This window comes from Methylocystis heyeri (assembly GCF_004802635.2).
Lineage (GTDB): Bacteria > Pseudomonadota > Alphaproteobacteria > Rhizobiales > Beijerinckiaceae > Methylocystis > Methylocystis heyeri.
The window spans coordinates 4,400,891-4,415,981 of record NZ_CP046052.1 but is presented as its reverse complement, the minus strand read 5'-3'; the positions used below and the strand labels follow the sequence as shown (position 1 = coordinate 4,415,981).

Annotated in this window: 19 protein-coding genes; 7 read left to right on the top strand and 12 right to left on the bottom strand. The window is 61.0% G+C overall.

Annotation, left to right across the window (positions count from 1 at the left end; all coding sequences use genetic code 11):
- Positions 1-5 precede the first annotated feature (5 nt).
- From nifN to H2LOC_RS19875, 6 genes are read left to right on the top strand one after another with little or no spacing between them, the layout of a single operon-like run.
- Positions 6-1,406 carry a nitrogenase iron-molybdenum cofactor biosynthesis protein NifN gene (nifN, locus tag H2LOC_RS19900; protein WP_136494407.1) on the top strand — a complete coding sequence of 467 codons (1,401 nt, stop codon included), beginning with the start codon at positions 6-8 and terminating at the stop codon, positions 1,404-1,406.
- A 16-nt stretch (positions 1,407-1,422) separates the two neighbouring features.
- Positions 1,423-1,833 (top strand): nitrogen fixation protein NifX, encoded by a 411-nt coding sequence (gene nifX, locus H2LOC_RS19895; protein ID WP_136494406.1) that lies wholly within the window; start codon positions 1,423-1,425, stop codon positions 1,831-1,833.
- Positions 1,826-2,293 (top strand): NifX-associated nitrogen fixation protein, encoded by a 468-nt coding sequence (locus H2LOC_RS19890; RefSeq protein WP_136494405.1) that lies wholly within the window; start codon positions 1,826-1,828, stop codon positions 2,291-2,293. The genes nifX and H2LOC_RS19890 overlap by 8 nt, the downstream gene beginning before the upstream one ends.
- 15 nt (positions 2,294-2,308) lie before the next feature.
- On the top strand, positions 2,309-2,509 hold the full coding sequence (locus H2LOC_RS19885; protein WP_136494404.1) for a CCE_0567 family metalloprotein: 201 nt from the start codon (positions 2,309-2,311) through the stop codon (positions 2,507-2,509).
- Positions 2,509-2,826 (top strand): ferredoxin III, nif-specific, encoded by a 318-nt coding sequence (fdxB, locus tag H2LOC_RS19880; protein WP_136494403.1) that lies wholly within the window; start codon positions 2,509-2,511, stop codon positions 2,824-2,826. The genes H2LOC_RS19885 and fdxB overlap by 1 nt, the downstream gene beginning before the upstream one ends.
- 3 nt (positions 2,827-2,829) lie before the next feature.
- Positions 2,830-3,474 (top strand): nitrogen fixation protein NifQ, encoded by a 645-nt coding sequence (locus H2LOC_RS19875; protein ID WP_136494402.1) that lies wholly within the window; start codon positions 2,830-2,832, stop codon positions 3,472-3,474.
- A 398-nt stretch (positions 3,475-3,872) separates the two neighbouring features.
- On the opposite strand, the gene H2LOC_RS19870 is transcribed toward H2LOC_RS19875, so the two are convergent.
- From H2LOC_RS19870 to H2LOC_RS19820, 11 genes are all read right to left on the bottom strand, one after another.
- On the bottom strand, positions 3,873-4,238 hold the full coding sequence (locus tag H2LOC_RS19870; RefSeq protein ID WP_136494401.1) for a 2Fe-2S iron-sulfur cluster-binding protein: 366 nt from the start codon (positions 4,236-4,238) through the stop codon (positions 3,873-3,875).
- Between the two features lie 76 nt (positions 4,239-4,314).
- A complete protein-coding gene (locus tag H2LOC_RS19865; RefSeq protein ID WP_136494400.1) occupies positions 4,315-4,602 on the bottom strand; it encodes a ferredoxin family protein in 288 nt (95 codons plus the stop codon).
- Between the two features lie 42 nt (positions 4,603-4,644).
- Entirely contained in the window at positions 4,645-5,952 is a 1,308-nt protein-coding gene (locus H2LOC_RS19860; RefSeq protein ID WP_136494399.1) for an FAD-dependent oxidoreductase, read from the bottom strand.
- Positions 5,953-6,021: 69 nt separating this feature from the next.
- A complete protein-coding gene (locus H2LOC_RS19855; RefSeq protein WP_136494398.1) occupies positions 6,022-7,122 on the bottom strand; it encodes an electron transfer flavoprotein subunit alpha/FixB family protein in 1,101 nt (366 codons plus the stop codon).
- A gap of 10 nt (positions 7,123-7,132) precedes the next feature.
- Positions 7,133-7,984: an electron transfer flavoprotein subunit beta/FixA family protein gene (locus H2LOC_RS19850; protein ID WP_136494397.1), complete on the bottom strand. Its 852-nt coding sequence runs from the start codon at positions 7,982-7,984 to the stop codon at positions 7,133-7,135.
- 163 nt (positions 7,985-8,147) lie between these two features.
- Positions 8,148-8,486 carry a nitrogenase stabilizing/protective protein NifW gene (gene nifW, locus H2LOC_RS19845; protein ID WP_136494396.1) on the bottom strand — a complete coding sequence of 113 codons (339 nt, stop codon included), beginning with the start codon at positions 8,484-8,486 and terminating at the stop codon, positions 8,148-8,150.
- On the bottom strand, positions 8,473-9,243 hold the full coding sequence (gene cysE, locus H2LOC_RS19840; protein WP_136494395.1) for a serine O-acetyltransferase: 771 nt from the start codon (positions 9,241-9,243) through the stop codon (positions 8,473-8,475). Before cysE ends, nifW begins: the two co-directional genes overlap by 14 nt.
- On the bottom strand, positions 9,240-10,415 hold the full coding sequence (gene nifV, locus H2LOC_RS19835) for a homocitrate synthase (protein WP_136494394.1): 1,176 nt from the start codon (positions 10,413-10,415) through the stop codon (positions 9,240-9,242). Before nifV ends, cysE begins: the two co-directional genes overlap by 4 nt.
- Before the next feature lie 9 nt (positions 10,416-10,424).
- A complete protein-coding gene (nifS, locus tag H2LOC_RS19830) occupies positions 10,425-11,627 on the bottom strand; it encodes a cysteine desulfurase NifS (RefSeq protein ID WP_136494393.1) in 1,203 nt (400 codons plus the stop codon).
- Between the two features lie 11 nt (positions 11,628-11,638).
- The gene (nifU, locus tag H2LOC_RS19825; protein ID WP_136494392.1) at positions 11,639-12,643 is read right to left on the bottom strand and encodes a Fe-S cluster assembly protein NifU; all 1,005 of its coding nucleotides are present in this window, start codon (positions 12,641-12,643) and stop codon (positions 11,639-11,641) included.
- A 23-nt stretch (positions 12,644-12,666) separates the two neighbouring features.
- Positions 12,667-12,987, bottom strand: a complete 321-nt coding sequence (locus H2LOC_RS19820; RefSeq protein WP_136494391.1) for a HesB/IscA family protein — start codon at positions 12,985-12,987, stop codon at positions 12,667-12,669.
- A 241-nt stretch (positions 12,988-13,228) separates the two neighbouring features.
- On the opposite strand from H2LOC_RS19820, the gene H2LOC_RS19815 reads away from it, so the two are divergent.
- Positions 13,229-13,618, top strand: coding sequence for a hypothetical protein (locus H2LOC_RS19815; RefSeq protein WP_136494390.1), 390 nt, complete (start codon positions 13,229-13,231; stop codon positions 13,616-13,618).
- Positions 13,619-13,776: 158 nt separating this feature from the next.
- Here the strand turns inward: H2LOC_RS19815 and H2LOC_RS19810 are convergent, their stop codons facing one another.
- The gene (locus tag H2LOC_RS19810) at positions 13,777-14,685 is read right to left on the bottom strand and encodes an outer membrane protein (protein WP_136494389.1); all 909 of its coding nucleotides are present in this window, start codon (positions 14,683-14,685) and stop codon (positions 13,777-13,779) included.
- Between the last annotated feature and the right edge of the window lie 406 nt (positions 14,686-15,091).

Genomic DNA, 15,091 nt, shown 5'->3' with positions numbered 1-15,091 from the left:
TTGTCATGGCGCTCGTAAAACATTCCAAGAAGGCCTGTACGGTCAATCCGCTCAAGATGAGCCAGCCGATCGGCGGCTCTCTCGCCTTCATGGGCGTCTCAGGATGCATGCCCGTTTTGCATGGTTCTCAAGGCTGCACGTCCTTCGGGCTCGTGCTGTTCGTGCGTCACTTCCGGGAAGCCATTCCGCTACAGACCACGGCCATGAACGAGGTCGCTACGATTCTAGGCGGATTGGACAATATAGAGCAGTCGATCCTCAATATCGTGAAGCGCGCCAAGCCCGACGTCATCGGGATATGCTCCACGGGAGTGACGGAAACCAAGGGCGACGACGTCGACGGCTATTTGAAATCCTTTCGCCAGCGTCATCCTGAACTGGACGATCTCGGCATCGTCTATGTCTCGACGCCGGATTTCAAAGACGCCTTCCAGGACGGTTTCGCCAAGACGGTGAAGAAACTCGTCGAGGAATTCGTTCCCCAATATGACAGCCCGCCGCAAAGAGCCCCGCAAAAGATCAATGTCCTTGCCGGCTGCCATCTGACCCCCGGCGACATCGACGAACTGCGCGACATCATCGAAAGCTTTGGGCTCGAACCCACCTTCCTGCCGGACCTCTCGGGTTCGCTCGATGGGCATATTCCCGACGACTTCACCCCGACGACGCTCGGCGGCGTAACGAAAGCCGATATCTCGGAAATGGGCAAGGCCGGCTGGACCATCGCGATCGGCGAGCAAATGCGCGAGGCGGCGCTCGCTCTCGAAGCAAGGGCGAGCGTTCCCTTCCAGCTGTTCGATCGTCTTACCGGCCTTGGAGCCAACGACGCGTTCATCGCCTTTCTTTCCCGGATCAGTGGCCGTCCCGCGCCGATCAAATTCAGACGTCAGAGAGGGCAACTCGTAGACGCGATGCTCGACGGGCACTTCCATTTCGGCGGCAAACGCATAGCGATCGGCGCCGAGCCGGACCTGCTCTGGAGCGTCGGCTCCTTCCTCACGGAAATGGGCGCCGAAATCGTCGGCGCCGTAACGACGACATCCTCTCCCTTGCTGGAGAAATTTCCTGCCGAAGAAGTGCTGATCGGAGATCTGGAGGATCTGGAGCAACGCGCTCATGGCGTGGACCTTTTGATGACGCATTCGCACGGCCGTCAGTCCGCCGAGCGCCTCGCCGTGCCGCTTTATCGGCTCGGCCTGCCGATGTTCGATCGCCTCGGCGCGGCTCATGAGGTGACGGTCGGCTATCGCGGAACGCGGAATCTCATCTTCTCGATCGGCAATATTTTCATCGCGCAGACGCACGAACCCGATCCCGACACGTGGAGACAGGACTTTGGCGACGCCGACCAGCACGGCCCCATCGTAACGGAATCCCCGCTCGTTCAGATCGAACCAGTCGCGTGAAGACGCAGGAGGCAGCATGAAAATCGCATTCGCCACCCAGGATCTCGAACGCGTTGACGCGCACTTCGGCTGGGCGAAGAGTATAGCCATCTATGAGCTCACTCCCGAAGAGTACCACCTCATCGAATCGATCCAGTTCTCCGGCGATCTTCAGGAGGACGGCAACGAAGATAAGCTTCTGCCTAAAATAGAGGCCATCAAGGATTGCGCCATTCTATATGTCGCCGCAATCGGCGGCTCTGGAGCGGCGCGTGTCGTGGCGCAGAACATATTCCCGATCAAGGTGCAGCAACCCGAGCGGATCATCGACCTCCTGGAAAAGCTGAAAGCCGTGCTCAATGGCGTTCCCCCGCCGTGGCTGCGCAAGATCCTTTCCAAAGGTCAGGAGCGCTCATTCGATTTCGAAGAGGAGACAGCCAATGGCTGAGGCGGACGTTATCATTGAAGGCGAGGTCACTGACAACCTCTTCATCAAGGAACTGATCAAGCAGTGGCGGGCTCAGGACACTCACGGGACCTGGGACAAGAAAAGCGACCTCGACCTGCTGGCGCCTTATATCGTCGATAAGGAAGCGCGCCGGAACATTCCGATCATAGGCGATCCGGACCCGGAAATCCTTTGGCGCGTGGAGCTGTTCTTCAACGCGGTCGGTCTCTCGATCGAACGCTCCACAGGCAACATGGTACAGCCGATGATGAAAATGAGTCATGAAGGCTTCGGCCGGATGATTCTGATCGCCGGCCGCTTGATCGTCGTCAACAAGCAGTTGCGCGACGTACATCGCTTCGGTTTCGAAAATCTCGAAAAGCTCGCTGCGGAAGGCACCAAATATGTGAGCGCGGGCGTCGAAATGATCCAGAAATTTCCGGAAGTCGCCAACTTCTAGTCGAGGAACAGGGGAATGAGTTCGATTGAGGAGACTAAGGCGGAAATCAAGAAGCTGTCCGCCAAGGCTATGAACATGAAAATGAATCTTCATGACCTCTCGGAAGAGCTTCCGGTCAACTGGAACAGTATTCTGACCGTGGCGCAGGAAACCCACGACGCCTATGCCGCACTGGAAGCAGCGCGCAAGAAGCTCAAGGAATTGGAGGCGGTCTAATGAGTTCCTTCAAGACGCGGGACGGCACCGATTACACGCCGCTTTACTTGACCGACATCAATGGCGCAACCTGCATCGGATGCGGGCGATGCTTCAAAGTCTGTCCGCAAAGCGTGATGACTCTTTACGGGGTCGACGAGGCGGGAGAGGTTCTCGGGATCGTAACCGAAGACGACGACGATGATTTCGACGGCGAACTGAACCGCAAAATCATGAAGGTCGAGCATCCCGGGGCCTGCATCGGCTGCAACGCCTGCGCGCGCGTGTGCCCGAAGAATTGCCAGACCCATGTCCCTGCCGGCGAACTGGCGGCCTAGATCATGAACCTTACCGGCGCTCGAATTACCTCGCTCGAAGCGCCTCAAGCTACGGCCGGCGTCGGCGCTTCTTCTGAAGATCCGGCGCCTGCGTTTGCGGAGGATGATTTCACCAGACATATATTTTCCTGCCTGCTTCAGATCGCCCTCAGCGACGCCAGCGTCAAAGGCGGAACCATCGAGGACGCTGTCGGTCTCGGCGCCGATGATCTCGAGGCGCTCGCGATAACTTTTAAGCCCGACATCCTTCCTCTGCTGAATTCGCGCCGGCGGCAGCCGGAGGTGGCGTTCGACGAAGAGGAAGAACAGCTGCTGGACTTGTTTATGCGCTTCCGCAGCGATACGAGCCGTCAATCGAACTGGCTTGCCGCCATTCTGACCCGCCGCTGCATGTCTCCCAACCATCTGTGGCAGGATCTCGGGCTCAATTCCCGTGTCGAACTCGGCAGATTGATGCGGGAGTTCTTTCCGACGCTCGCCGCGCGCAACGTATTGAACATGAAATGGAAAAAGTTTTTCTACCGTTGTCTTTGCGAGATGGAGGGTTTTTCCCTTTGCGCCTCGCCGACCTGCCAGCAATGCAATGACTACAACGATTGTTTTGGCGAAGAAACCGGCTTGAGTCGATTGCCTCAGAAGAACAACTGACCAGTTTTAGAATCCTTGTCCGCCGCTCGGCGCCGCAGCCGAACGAGATTCGCGGCGGTCCCTCTCCTTCTCACCGCATTGTGGACCGTAGCGGCCGCGCGAGGTCCGCGCTGGGTTCGCCTGGATGAAAGTTCCGGCGGGCCTCCCGCGAGATCGCTTCGCGATCTGCACCGCGAACGCAAGGAACGCGAAATCTGCTCCAATCGAGCGGATTTCGAATAAATTGATTCCGGTTGATCCGCTCGCGATTGAGCCTGACCGCGCGCGTGGCGGCTGGCGCCTTCCCGCGATGCAACGTTTTAGGCCAAACACCCAATTATTGCGGCCATAAAAAAAGCGGCCCACTTCCGTGCGCCGCTTTTACCTCTCAACCCATCCCAAACCGGTGACGATATCGTTCAGGCGCCGCCCGGTTCGCCGCTGAATTTAACCAGTATGTCCTGGTCTCGGACCACATATTGGCAGGCAAGGCGATATTTCGGCGCAAGGTCTTCAACCTCGGCCTTGGCGATCTCGTCGGCCGTGATCTTGCCGAGCGATTTCAACAGGGTCTTTTCCTTCTCCGTGAGCAGGGATCCCATCGTTTTGCCCGACAAGGTGACGACCTCGATCAGGCACGATCCGCATTCTCCGTCTTTGCAGTCATGCGGGATCTTGATCTTGTTCGCTTCGGCCACCGAAAGAACGGTGGAGGTGTCGCCGGCGACGGCGTACACCGTCACGTTCTTATGGAGAAGCGGAGAAGAGAAAGTTACATTAGGCATGCAAACCTCGAACGAGTGGACCGCGAGTGTGAGCTCCGGCATTCACCAGACAGGAACACCGTGCGGTTGGCCGCGGTCAGCCGAATTTGAACAGAACCCCGTAACCCCCGCGCGGATAATTCCATACTATATCGCCTGAGGATTCACAGAGAATGCGACATGTTCCGCATTCGAGGCAGCCGTCCGCGGTAATTTCGACCTGGCCGGCGCTGTTTTCGGCGTAGCAGCCGGCGGGACACAGCTTCGTCATCGCCAGAAGATTATCCGACGGCTTGGTGTGGGCGTTGATCTTGATGTGAGGCCTGCCAGCATCGACGAGGTAGCGATTCTGGTAGAGCTTTTCCTCTACGCGAGTTGCAGCCATGACTGTCCCCTTCTCTCTCAAAGAGTTCGATCTGTCCTGTCGTCATCGCCAGGCGCGGGCCAGACGCACCGCGTCGCCAAACAGGCCGGTCCATTTTCTTTCTTTCACGAAGGCGCGCACCGACGCCTTTTCCTTTTCGATTTTCGGCGTGCCGTCGACGCGCAGATAGTTCTCCATCGCATTTGAGAGGAGCGCTGGATAGGCGAGAAAGTAGTTCTTCGCCTGGGTATGCAGAAGTTCCGGCATGTCTTTGTATTTTTTCAGATCCTTCATGACGAAGCTCTCTTCGAGGTACTTTTTGTACAAAGAGAGATTTTGCTTCGTCATAGGCTCGCGGCGCGATTTAACCTGGAAGATCGCTTCAGCCGCCAGCCGCCCCGAGGTCATGGCGAGATTAGAGCCTTCGCGATGAATGGCGTTGTTCAACTGCGCGGCGTCGCCCACGACCACCCAGCCATCGCCCACCAGTTCGGGAATCGCCTTGTAGCCGCCTTCTGGAATAAGATGAGCGGCATATTCCTTGACTTCCGACCCCTCCAGAAGGGGCTTGATCGAAGGGTGGGACTTGAAGGCCTCGAGCAGCCCGTAGGGCGTCTCGGAAGCGCCGGCGAAATCCGAAACCAGACAGCCGAGACCGACCGAGACGCTCTCCTTGTTGGTGTAGACGAAGCCCATGCCCGTCATACCCTTGGAAATCGTTCCGGCTGCCTCGATCACCACGCCTTCGTCGCCGACGAGGTTGAAGCGCGATTCGATGGTCTCGCGCGGAAGGAAATGCATTTCCTTCACGGCCAGCGCGACATGTTCGGCCTTCGGAGCCTCCCGCAGGCCGGCTCGGGTCCCGAGCAGGCCGTTGACGCCCTCTGCGATGACGACGACATCCGCGAAGATGGTGCCGCCACGCCGATCCGTCAGCACGCCGATGACCTTGCCGTAAGCGTCGCTGACGAGTTCGGTCACCGTCGTCTCGCTGATCACTATCGCGCCCTTCGACTGCGCCTCTCTCGAGAACCAGCGGTCGAACTGGGAACGGATGATGGTGTAGCGATTGGGCTTTTCCTCGTTGAAGTCGTCGGACCGGTACTGAAGCGCGGTATGAGACCGATCGGTCATCATCCAGAAGCGCTGCTCGACCAGATGGCGTTCGAGCGGCGCTTCCTCCCGAAAGTTGGGGATGATCTTCTCCAGCATGTCGGCATAGAGAATGCCGCCCTGCACGTTCTTGGAACCGGGATATTCGCCCCGCTCCAGCTGCAGCACCTTGAGGCCCCGCGACGCCATGGTGTAGGCGGCGGCATTGCCCGCCATGCCGGCCCCAATGACGATGGCGTCGAATTTCTCGTCGATCATGGAACCCTCCTGTTGCTCGCTCTCACTGCTCGCCCCCGCGGGACGGAAAACACTCGGCGTTTCGACAAATCAGCTTGCAAGACGATCTCTCTGGTGGGGAGACAGTCTCCTGCGGAACGCCTCGGTCAGGGCGGGCAGCAGACGGATGGCGTCGGTGACGATGCCGAGATGGGCGAAATCGAAGATGGGCGCGTTTTTGTCGGTATTGATCGCCACGATCATATCGGCGCCCTCGACGCCCACACGATGCTGAATCGCGCCCGAGATCCCGGCAGCGATATAGAGCTTCGGCCGGATCGTCTTTCCGGTTTGTCCGATCTGTCGATCCGCCCCGATCCAGCCCTTCTGGACCAGAGGCCGCGATCCGCCGAACTCGGCGCCCAGCGTCGTGGCGAGATTGCGCACGAGCTGAAAATTTTCGGCGCTCTGCAATCCAAGTCCGCCGGCCACGACCACATCCGCGAAGGCGAGGTTGGTCTTCGAAGATTCGCGGTCGGGAATGAACTTCAGGATCTTGGTGATGATCGACTCTTCGTCGAGATCCGCCTTGAACTCGACGATGCGACCCTCTTTCGCTTCGTCGCGCGCCGGCATCGGCATCTGGCGCGGACGAACCGTCGCCATCTGCGGCCGATAATTGAGAGTGTAGATCGTGCACAGCAGCGACCCGCCGAAAGTCGGCCGCGTCGCCGCCAGGGAACCGTCAGCGTCGACCGCGAGTTCCGTGCAATCGGCGGTGAGGCCGGTCAGCAGCGTGGTGGCGACCGATCCGGCGAGATCTCTCCCCAGCGTCGTCGCGCCGAGCAGGAGAATTTCCGGCTTATGCGTATTGACGAGCTGCGTCAGGGCCTTGGAATAGGGCTCGTTGCGGTAGTCGGTGAGAATCGGGTCTTCGACCAGATAGGCGACGTCGGCGCCGTAATGGAAAGCTTCCTTCACCGCCTTGCGGGTTCCCTCGCCGGGCGCGCCGAGAACGACGCCGGCGAGATCGACTCCGAGCTTGTCGGCGAGCTTTCTGCCTGCGCCGAGCAGTTCCCAGGAAACCGGATGGACCTCGCCGCGTTCCTGCTCGATAAACACCCAGACGTGCTTATAGTCGCGGAAATGTTCCGGGAGTTCCTTTTTCTGGTTGGCCCGGCTTTGTGCGGGCGCAGCCGTAGCTTCGGACATCTTGCTCTCCTTAGGAACCGCTCGCCAATTTGGCCATATCGCTTTCGAGCGACGCTTTCTTAGCGAAAATCGCGCCAATCAACGCCTCGGCCGATTCTGCGGCCGTTTTAGCCGGTTCGATCAAGGCTGCGCGATCAGAGCGCGGGGTCGGCGCAAACACTTTCTTGACGATCGTGGGCGAGCCTTTCAGGCCGCATTTCGTGAGGTCCGCGATGCCGGCGTCCTTCGCGCTCCAGGTCACGATCTCGGCCCGGGCGGCGCGCAGGGAATCGTCGATCGTTCCGCGGCGGATTTCATTGGTGCCTTCGAGCATCGTGATCAGGCAGGGGAGCTTGGTCTGCAGGATCTGCACGCCGCCTTCCGCACGCCTCTCTACGATGATCTCGCGCTTTTCCGGCTCGCAGTTCTCGATTTTCGAGACATAGGTGAGCTGCAGCAGTTCGAGGCGCTTGGCGACGCCGGGACCGACCTGCGCGGTATCGCCGTCGATTGTCTGCTTTCCTGCAAAGACGATGTCCTGCTCGCCGAACACCTCCTGGATCTTGCGGATCGCCTGGGCCAGAGCATAGGTCGTCGCGAGAGTGTCGGAGCCGGCGAAGAAACGGTCCGTGAGCAACACGGCGCGATCGGCTCCAATAGCCAGGGCCTTGCGTAGCGAATCCGCCGCCATCGGAGGGCCCATTGTCAGGACTGTCACTTCTCCGCCAAATTTGTCCCGCAGGCGCAACGCCTCCTCAAGCGAGAACAGATCATAGGGATTGATGATCGTCGGCACGCCCTGGCGCATGATCGTATTGGTGACGGGATGCACGCGTATCTGAGCGCTGTCCGGCACCTGCTTGATGCACACCAGTATCTTCACGGCGCATCTCCTTGTTTCGGTTGTTTGTCTGGTTCTACAGCGGGGCGATCCCCGCATATTTGGCTTCGCCGGGACCTGCGCCGCAAAAAGCCGGACGCGGCAATTTCGCGAAGCAGGTTCGCCCCGCGCGCCGCCTCTTTGTTTCGGCCGAGCAAGCGCGATCCTAAGCGGCCGATCCGCCGCCGCCGAGGTTCAAGGCGACGAACTGCTTTTTGGGCGGCTCGGTCGGCTTCACCGCATCCTTGTGCACCTTGAACACCCGTTCCTGGATCGGAGAGGAGGCGACGAAATCGGCGTAGGCTTTCGCGAGGAAATCCTGGCAGGCCGCACGCGCCTCGGCGTCGCTGGTTTCGTCGACGCCGCCCTTGTGCAGATATTCGCCCATGCGACGCAGAATATGCAGCCGCGCCACGCGCACGACGGCGGGGTCATATTCCACGCCGAGGGCCTCGAAGAACTCTTCGGCCGTGGAGAGTTTGCGCAGCTCGTCAAGGATGCTCATGACCTTGTGTCCCTTCCTTCGCTACATCCGCCTGAACCGCGGGCGATGCTTCGTTCATCTTGAGTTGCACATGCGCCAGTCGCGCCTCGAGAAAGGCGATCCGGTCGATCAGCGTCGAGATAGCGTCGCCCACCGGGTCCGGGATCAGGTGATGCGCGAGATCGATGCGACCGTTTATGTTGCGTCGACGAGGCTCGTCCCTGACGATGCGACCCGGTATGCCGACCACCGTCATCTCCGGCGGCACGTCCTCGATCACCACCGAGTTGGCGCCGATCCGGGCGCCCGCGCCGACGACCACAGGCCCCAGGATCTTCGCCCCGGCTCCGATCAGCACGCCGTTTTCCAGGGTCGGATGGCGCTTGCCGCCCGACCATGAGGTGCCGCCCAGCGTCACCCCATGGTAGATCGTCACATCGTCGCCGATCACCGCGGTCTCGCCGATGACGACCCCTGCGCCGTGATCGATGAAGAGGCGCGAGCCGATGGCGGCTCCGGGATGTATGTCGATATTGGTGACCAGTCTCGAAAACCACGAGACGAAACGGGCCGGGAATTTATAGTCGGCCCGCCACAGCCGGTTGGCCAGCCTGTGCCACAGAACGGCGTGCACGCCGGGATAGAGCAGAAGCGTCTCGAGCTTTCCGCGCGCCGCCGGGTCCCTTTGCGAGACGCATCCGATGTCTTCGCGCAGCGTTTGCACGAAATCCGGAGGCGCCAGCTTCACCGCGGGAAAAAGCGCTGCGATCGCGTTCATGACAGGCCTCTGGTTCCGGCGTGCGTCGCCTGATGCGCACTCTCATGACGGGCGCGTTCGATCACGCGGCTGAATTCAGCCCTGCTGAACGGAGGCTTCTTGGCCCGGGCGCGTCTTTTCACCTGATCGAGCACGCGAGCGGCGGCGGCAGGATCCAGCACGACGCCGAGCTCCTCGCATCGGCTGGCGATCGCCGCGAGGCCCGAATGCTTCGCGATCAGGATCTTGTTGCGCCGGCCCAGCGCCGCCGGGTCGAGTCCCTGATAGGTGCGTGCGTCCTTGAGCAGCGCCGCGACATGAATACCCGATTCATGGGTGAAGATGTCGGAACCGACGATCGCCTTGGCGCGTCCGATCTTTCTTTGCGAGGCTGCGGCGACGATCCTGGCGAGACCCTGAAGCTTCTTGAGGTCTATATTGGTGCGTCCCTCGCAGACATGGCCGAGAGCCGCGGCGACTTCTTCGAGAGCCGCGTTTCCGGCCCGCTCTCCGAGACCGAGCACGGTGACCGAGGCGTTGCTGGCGCCGCCCCGGATCGCCGCCAGTGTGTTGGCAGTGGCGAGGCCTACGTCGTCGTGACCGTGAAACTCGATCGGGAGATCGGTTTCCTGAGTCACATGCCTGATCGATTCATAGGCCGCGAAGGGATCGAGCAGGCCGAGCGTATCGGCGAAGCGGAAGCGCGTCGCGCCTTCCTGCGCCGCAGCGCGGAGAATCTCGCCGATGTCGCGAGGATCGGCGCGAGAGGAATCTTCGCCGCCGAGAGCGACCGACAGGCCTCTGGAAACGGCGTAAGCCACCACCTGCCGCGCGCGCTCGGCGGCGCCCCTGACGTCGGTGTTGAGCTTGACGCCGATCTGCAGCCTCGACATCGGGGTCGAAATGTTGACATGGCTCACGCCGGCGCTCAACGCGGCGTCGACATCCGATTTGACCGCCCGGCACCAGGCGCTCACCCGGCAGGGCAGACCCTCCGACGCTATGGCGCCGATGGCTTCGATCTCGTCGGCGCCCATGGCGGGGGTGCCGGCCTCGATCTCGTCGACGCCGGCGTCCGCCAGGGCCCGCGCGATCGCGAGCTTTTCATCGGCGGTGAAGGCGACGCCGGGAGCCTGTTCGCCGTCCCTCAGCGTCGTATCGTTGATGTAGATTCGGGTCCGATCCTTGTTCACGGGCGCGCCTCAGGCGTAAACCGGCTTGAATTCTTTTCCGCCCTTGTCGTCCCCGGTCCAGAAGGGCGACAGCGCACGCAGCTTCTCCAGAATGCCCGGCATGGTCTCCAGCACGCGATCGACGTCCTCGTCGACATTGTCGCGCGACAGCGAGAAGCGAATGGATCCATGCGCCGCGGTGAAGGGGATGTTCATGGCGCGCAGGACATGCGACGGCTCCAGCGAACCCGAAGTGCATGCGGAGCCCGATGACGCCGCAATTCCGGCTCGTGTCAGATGCAGCAATATGCCCTCGCCCTCCACATATTCGAAAGCGATGTTGCAGGTGTTGGGCAGGCGGTCGTGGAGGTCGCCGTTGACGAAGCAATTGGGGATGCGCTGGAGCAGCCCGCCCTCGAGACGGTCGCGCAGCGCCTTCACCCTGGTTTGTTCCTCGGACATATGCGCGAGCGCGAGTTCCGCGGCCTTGCCGAGTCCGATGATGGCCGGAGTGTTCTCGGTGCCGGCGCGGCGTCCGCGCTCCTGATGCCCGCCCCGCAGAAGCGGTTTGAAGCGCGCGCCGCGCTTGACGTAGAGGGCGCCTATGCCCTTGGGCGCATGCAGCTTGTGGCCGGAAAGAGATAGCATGTCGATCGAGCTGTCCTTCAGCGAGATCGGCACTTTGCCGACCGCCTGCACGGCGTCGGTGTGGAATAGGGCGCCATGCTCCTTGGCGAGATCGGCCAAGCCTTCGATCGGGAAGATCGTGCCGGTCTCGTTGTTGGCCCACATGAGCGTCACCAGCGCCACCTTGTCCGAAAGGGCGGCGCGATAGGCTTCGATGTCGATGCGGCCGAGCGAGTCGACGCCGATATAGTGAACCTTGGCGCGCCCGGTCTTTTCGAGGTGCTGACAAAGAGACAGGACCGCCGGATGCTCCACCTTGCTGGTCACGATCTCGTTGCGGTCCGGCAGGGATTCCAGAGCCGACAGTATGGCGGTGTTGTCCGCCTCGGTGCCGCCGGAGGTATAGATGATCTCGTGATCGTGAGCCGTTCCCAGCAGAGCCTGCAACTGGCCGCGCGCCGTCTTCACCGCGGCGCCGACGCTGGCGCCGAAGGAATGTATCGACGACGGATTTCCGAACTGTTCGGAAAAGAACGGCAGCATCGCCGAGACGACCTCCGGATCGACCCGCGTCGTCGCATTATTGTCGAGGTAAACCGGCTTCATGGCCTGCTCCGTTAATGCGCGTTGCGGCCGACCGGCACGACGCGGACCGGGAAACCGAGCTTGGCCATCAGCCGCTCCTGAATTCCCGAGAGTGTGACGCTGGACAGCTGACATCCGACGCAGGCGCCGGAGAGTTTGACGAGAACATTGGAGCCGTCGACATCGACCAGCTCGCAATCGCCGCCGTCTTTTTTCAGATGGGGACGCAGCTCCTCGATGATCTCTTCGATCATGCGGATCTTCTGCAGATTGGTCATTCCGGCCGAAGGCGGCGGCAGCGGAGACATCGGCGCCAGAGGAGATATCTGGGTAAGCGTCTGCTGCGGCTGGGGCTGCGGGGCCTGAGCCGCCTGCGCCTTGGCGGCCTGCGCTTTTTCCTTCAACTTCTTGGGATCGGCCGCGCCGACGCGATAGGCCTCGTGCTCTGCCAGCAGGCCTTCCGCGACCATCTCCGCATTGGCGTTGGAGAGAATCTCCTCGAGCTTGTCGAAGCAGGTGAGGCAGCCGCCGCCGGCCTTGGTGTAATCGGTGATCTGTTCGACCGTGGTCAGCTTATTCATCTTGATCGCGCGTTCGATCAGACCCGCGTCGACGCCGAAGCACTTGCAGACCAGCTCGCCTTCTTCGTGGTCGTCCTTCCAGACTTCACCGCGATAATTTGCGACCGCCGACTGAAGCGCCTCGTAACCCATCACGGAGCAATGCATTTTCTCGGGCGGCAAGCCGCCCAGAAAATCGGCGATGTCCTGATTGGTGATCTTCAGCGCTTCATCGAGGGTCTTGCCGATGATGATCTCGGTCAACGCCGATGAGGACGCGATGGCCGAACCGCAACCGAAAGTCTGGAATTTGGCTTCGAGGATGACCTCGCTTTCCGGATCGACGCTGAGCATCAGCTTCAGCGCGTCTCCACAGGCGATGGCGCCCACTTCGCCCACGGCGTTGGCTTCATTGAGAACGCCGGCGTTCTTCGGGTTGAAGAAGTAATCTTTGACTTTATCGGTATAGTCCCACATCGCGACCTCTCCTCAGGATCCGGTCAGCCGAAGGATTTGCCGCAGGAGCAGCTCGACTTGGCTTGCGGATTGTCGAAGGTGAAGCCCGATCCCTCGAGGCTGATCACGAAATCGACCTTGGCGCCCTCGAGGTAAGGGAGACTGCCTTCCTCGATGAACACCTTGACGCCGTCGCGCTCGATCAGGAGATCGCTCGGGTTGGTCTCGTTGACGAGACCCATCATATATTTGAACCCCGCGCAGCCGCCGGCCTCCACCATGATGCGAAGGCCCTCGACGTCGGGCCCAGCGCCCGCAATCGCCGACCTTACTGCACTCATAGCGCTATCCGTGAGTTGGATCATTGTGACGCTCCGTCCGATGATTTTTGCTGCCGGACGAGAAGCAACCGTCATGCCAACCCGGGAGACGGGCCGAAAACAAGGGAAAACAGGGCTTCCCCCTGTCGGCTAACCCACATTGTAGGGACTCTGACAATCCAGCCCGGGACGCGCTTCAACAGCAGCGCATCGGGAGCGCCGTTGCGGTCCGTCGCCGCGCATTGTGATATGGGATAATGAGCTTACGCCTTTCGAAGGGGCCGAAATGACGCATAGCCGCCTGATCTGGATTATCCTCGCCTTGATCGCAAACCCCGCCTGCGCCGAAAACGGCGGCGCCTTGCCGACCCGCGTCGGCGCATGCGTGGTGACCATCGTCGACGCCGTTGAGACGCGGCTCGTCGACGGCTCTGCGCCGATTCCGAATTCGGGCAGCGCCGTGCGCTTTTCCAACGGCGGCTACCAGGTTTCCTATGAAACCGTGCCGGCGATCGAAGAATCGCGCAAGGGGGACCGCGTACGCATGTGTTTCATCAGTACGCCGTTGAACTGCCCGCCGGGCGACACGCGCGGCAAGGTCTATTACACGACCAACCTGCGCACCAAGAAGAGTTGGAAGCTGCCCGATTCCGAACATGTCTGCGGCGGCGCGTAGAACATTCTCGAGCGAAGCGGGCGGTTACGAGCGTCGTCGAATCGAGACGCAGAACGTCAGGTCGTTCTTTATCGCCCTCGACGGGAACTCCGCCATGCCCCGAATTTTAACGTGGAGATGATGATAGGCGGAGCGGCTCTCGCCGCCCCGACGGTCGTTCAGTATTTGGCGACTGTCGGCGCCGGAATTCCCCAATCGATGTGATAATTGAGGCCGACGCGGACGATATGGCCGTCGAATCGCGTCGTCGCGCTCACGCCGTTGATGAACAGCGCCGAGCCGTCGAACGTGTGGGTCGCTCCGAGCCAGGAGCCGGGATAAGTGAAGGAGCCGAGGTCGTAATAGAGATATTCGAGCTTTGCGCTCCATTTCGGCAGGAACATCCATTCCAGGCCGCCGCCGGCGCTCCAGCCGACGCGCGTGGTGGAATAGCCGCCTGTGGAGCCGAAGCCGGGATTGACCGGCATGCCTGTCGTCACGGCCTGGAAAATGCCCAAATTCGAGCCGACGCCGCCATAGGCGAGACCTCCGGAGCCGAAGACCAGCAGGGTCGGCGTGACGAGATAGCCGATGCGGCCTCGCGCCGTGCCGAGATAGTCGAGGCTCCTCGTCGCCGTCACCGTCGTGGCGATCATCTGGAATTGCTGCGGAGCGGGCTGGAACGCGTTGCTGCTCGTCGTCTTCTGGCTGGCGCCCGCGACGCCTTGGATGTCCGCCTCGAATCCCACCACCCAATTGCCGGAAAACTGCCAATTATAGCCGATCTGGCCGCCGCCGATGAAACCGTCGGCGTTCGCCGAATATTGACCGCCGGCGCCGATCGCCGAGGCGACGGAAAGACCGGTCGGCGGCGCCATAGCGAGCGATGTGATGCGGTATATCCCCACATCGACGTCAGAGCTTCCACTGAAGGCGTAGCCGGCGTTGACGCCGAGGTAGAGGCCCGTCCAAAGCGGCGGAGCCGTCACGGGAACGATCGGCGGGGCCTTGCGCGAGGGCAGATCCGCAGCGGCTGCGGAAGCGCCCGACACGGCGACGGCCAATATTGACAGAACGGATTTTTTCATGGGGACACCTCGGGGCGCCAGCCTTGTTCGGGCGCGGCTTTCGAACGTAATATAATTTTGCTATATAGATAATTGAGGCGCGGACGGACAAGGCTATAGAAGCGGCGCCTAGACAAATGTTTGTGCAAGATCAGCCGAAGACACGGCCGAGGCTTTCGATGTTTCGGCTAATACTCTGACAAGCCCCAGCGCCGCCCCAGGGCGCGGACGCGCCCCTCCCCGGGGCGCGCGCCCAGATCGCCGGTCTCGGCGGCCGAGCGCGGGCCGCCCCCGACCGTGATGTATCTAATTTATCACGCCCGCCGACAAAGCGATCATCTGCCTGACGTTCGCTCAGATTATTTCGGTTTATGCGCAAATATCGCGCATTGTGGCGACTCAATGTCCTTGTAAAGCTCCGCCTGAG

Coding starts and splice junctions, on each gene's coding strand:
- nifX (WP_136494406.1), top strand. CDS start 1,423: ATGAAAATCGCATTCGCCACCCAGGATCTCGAACGCGTTGACGCGCAC.
- nifS (WP_136494393.1), bottom strand. CDS start 11,627: ATGAAGCCGGTTTACCTCGACAATAATGCGACGACGCGGGTCGATCCG.
- H2LOC_RS19890 (WP_136494405.1), top strand. CDS start 1,826: ATGGCTGAGGCGGACGTTATCATTGAAGGCGAGGTCACTGACAACCTC.
- H2LOC_RS19855 (WP_136494398.1), bottom strand. CDS start 7,122: ATGTCCGAAGCTACGGCTGCGCCCGCACAAAGCCGGGCCAACCAGAAA.
- H2LOC_RS19875 (WP_136494402.1), top strand. CDS start 2,830: ATGAACCTTACCGGCGCTCGAATTACCTCGCTCGAAGCGCCTCAAGCT.
- H2LOC_RS19820 (WP_136494391.1), bottom strand. CDS start 12,987: ATGATCCAACTCACGGATAGCGCTATGAGTGCAGTAAGGTCGGCGATT.
- H2LOC_RS19865 (WP_136494400.1), bottom strand. CDS start 4,602: ATGGCTGCAACTCGCGTAGAGGAAAAGCTCTACCAGAATCGCTACCTC.
- H2LOC_RS19885 (WP_136494404.1), top strand. CDS start 2,309: ATGAGTTCGATTGAGGAGACTAAGGCGGAAATCAAGAAGCTGTCCGCC.
- H2LOC_RS19870 (WP_136494401.1), bottom strand. CDS start 4,238: ATGCCTAATGTAACTTTCTCTTCTCCGCTTCTCCATAAGAACGTGACG.
- nifW (WP_136494396.1), bottom strand. CDS start 8,486: ATGAGCATCCTTGACGAGCTGCGCAAACTCTCCACGGCCGAAGAGTTC.
- H2LOC_RS19815 (WP_136494390.1), top strand. CDS start 13,229: ATGACGCATAGCCGCCTGATCTGGATTATCCTCGCCTTGATCGCAAAC.
- H2LOC_RS19860 (WP_136494399.1), bottom strand. CDS start 5,952: ATGATCGACGAGAAATTCGACGCCATCGTCATTGGGGCCGGCATGGCG.
- H2LOC_RS19810 (WP_136494389.1), bottom strand. CDS start 14,685: ATGAAAAAATCCGTTCTGTCAATATTGGCCGTCGCCGTGTCGGGCGCT.
- cysE (WP_136494395.1), bottom strand. CDS start 9,243: ATGAACGCGATCGCAGCGCTTTTTCCCGCGGTGAAGCTGGCGCCTCCG.
- nifU (WP_136494392.1), bottom strand. CDS start 12,643: ATGTGGGACTATACCGATAAAGTCAAAGATTACTTCTTCAACCCGAAG.
- fdxB (WP_136494403.1), top strand. CDS start 2,509: ATGAGTTCCTTCAAGACGCGGGACGGCACCGATTACACGCCGCTTTAC.
- nifN (WP_136494407.1), top strand. CDS start 6: ATGGCGCTCGTAAAACATTCCAAGAAGGCCTGTACGGTCAATCCGCTC.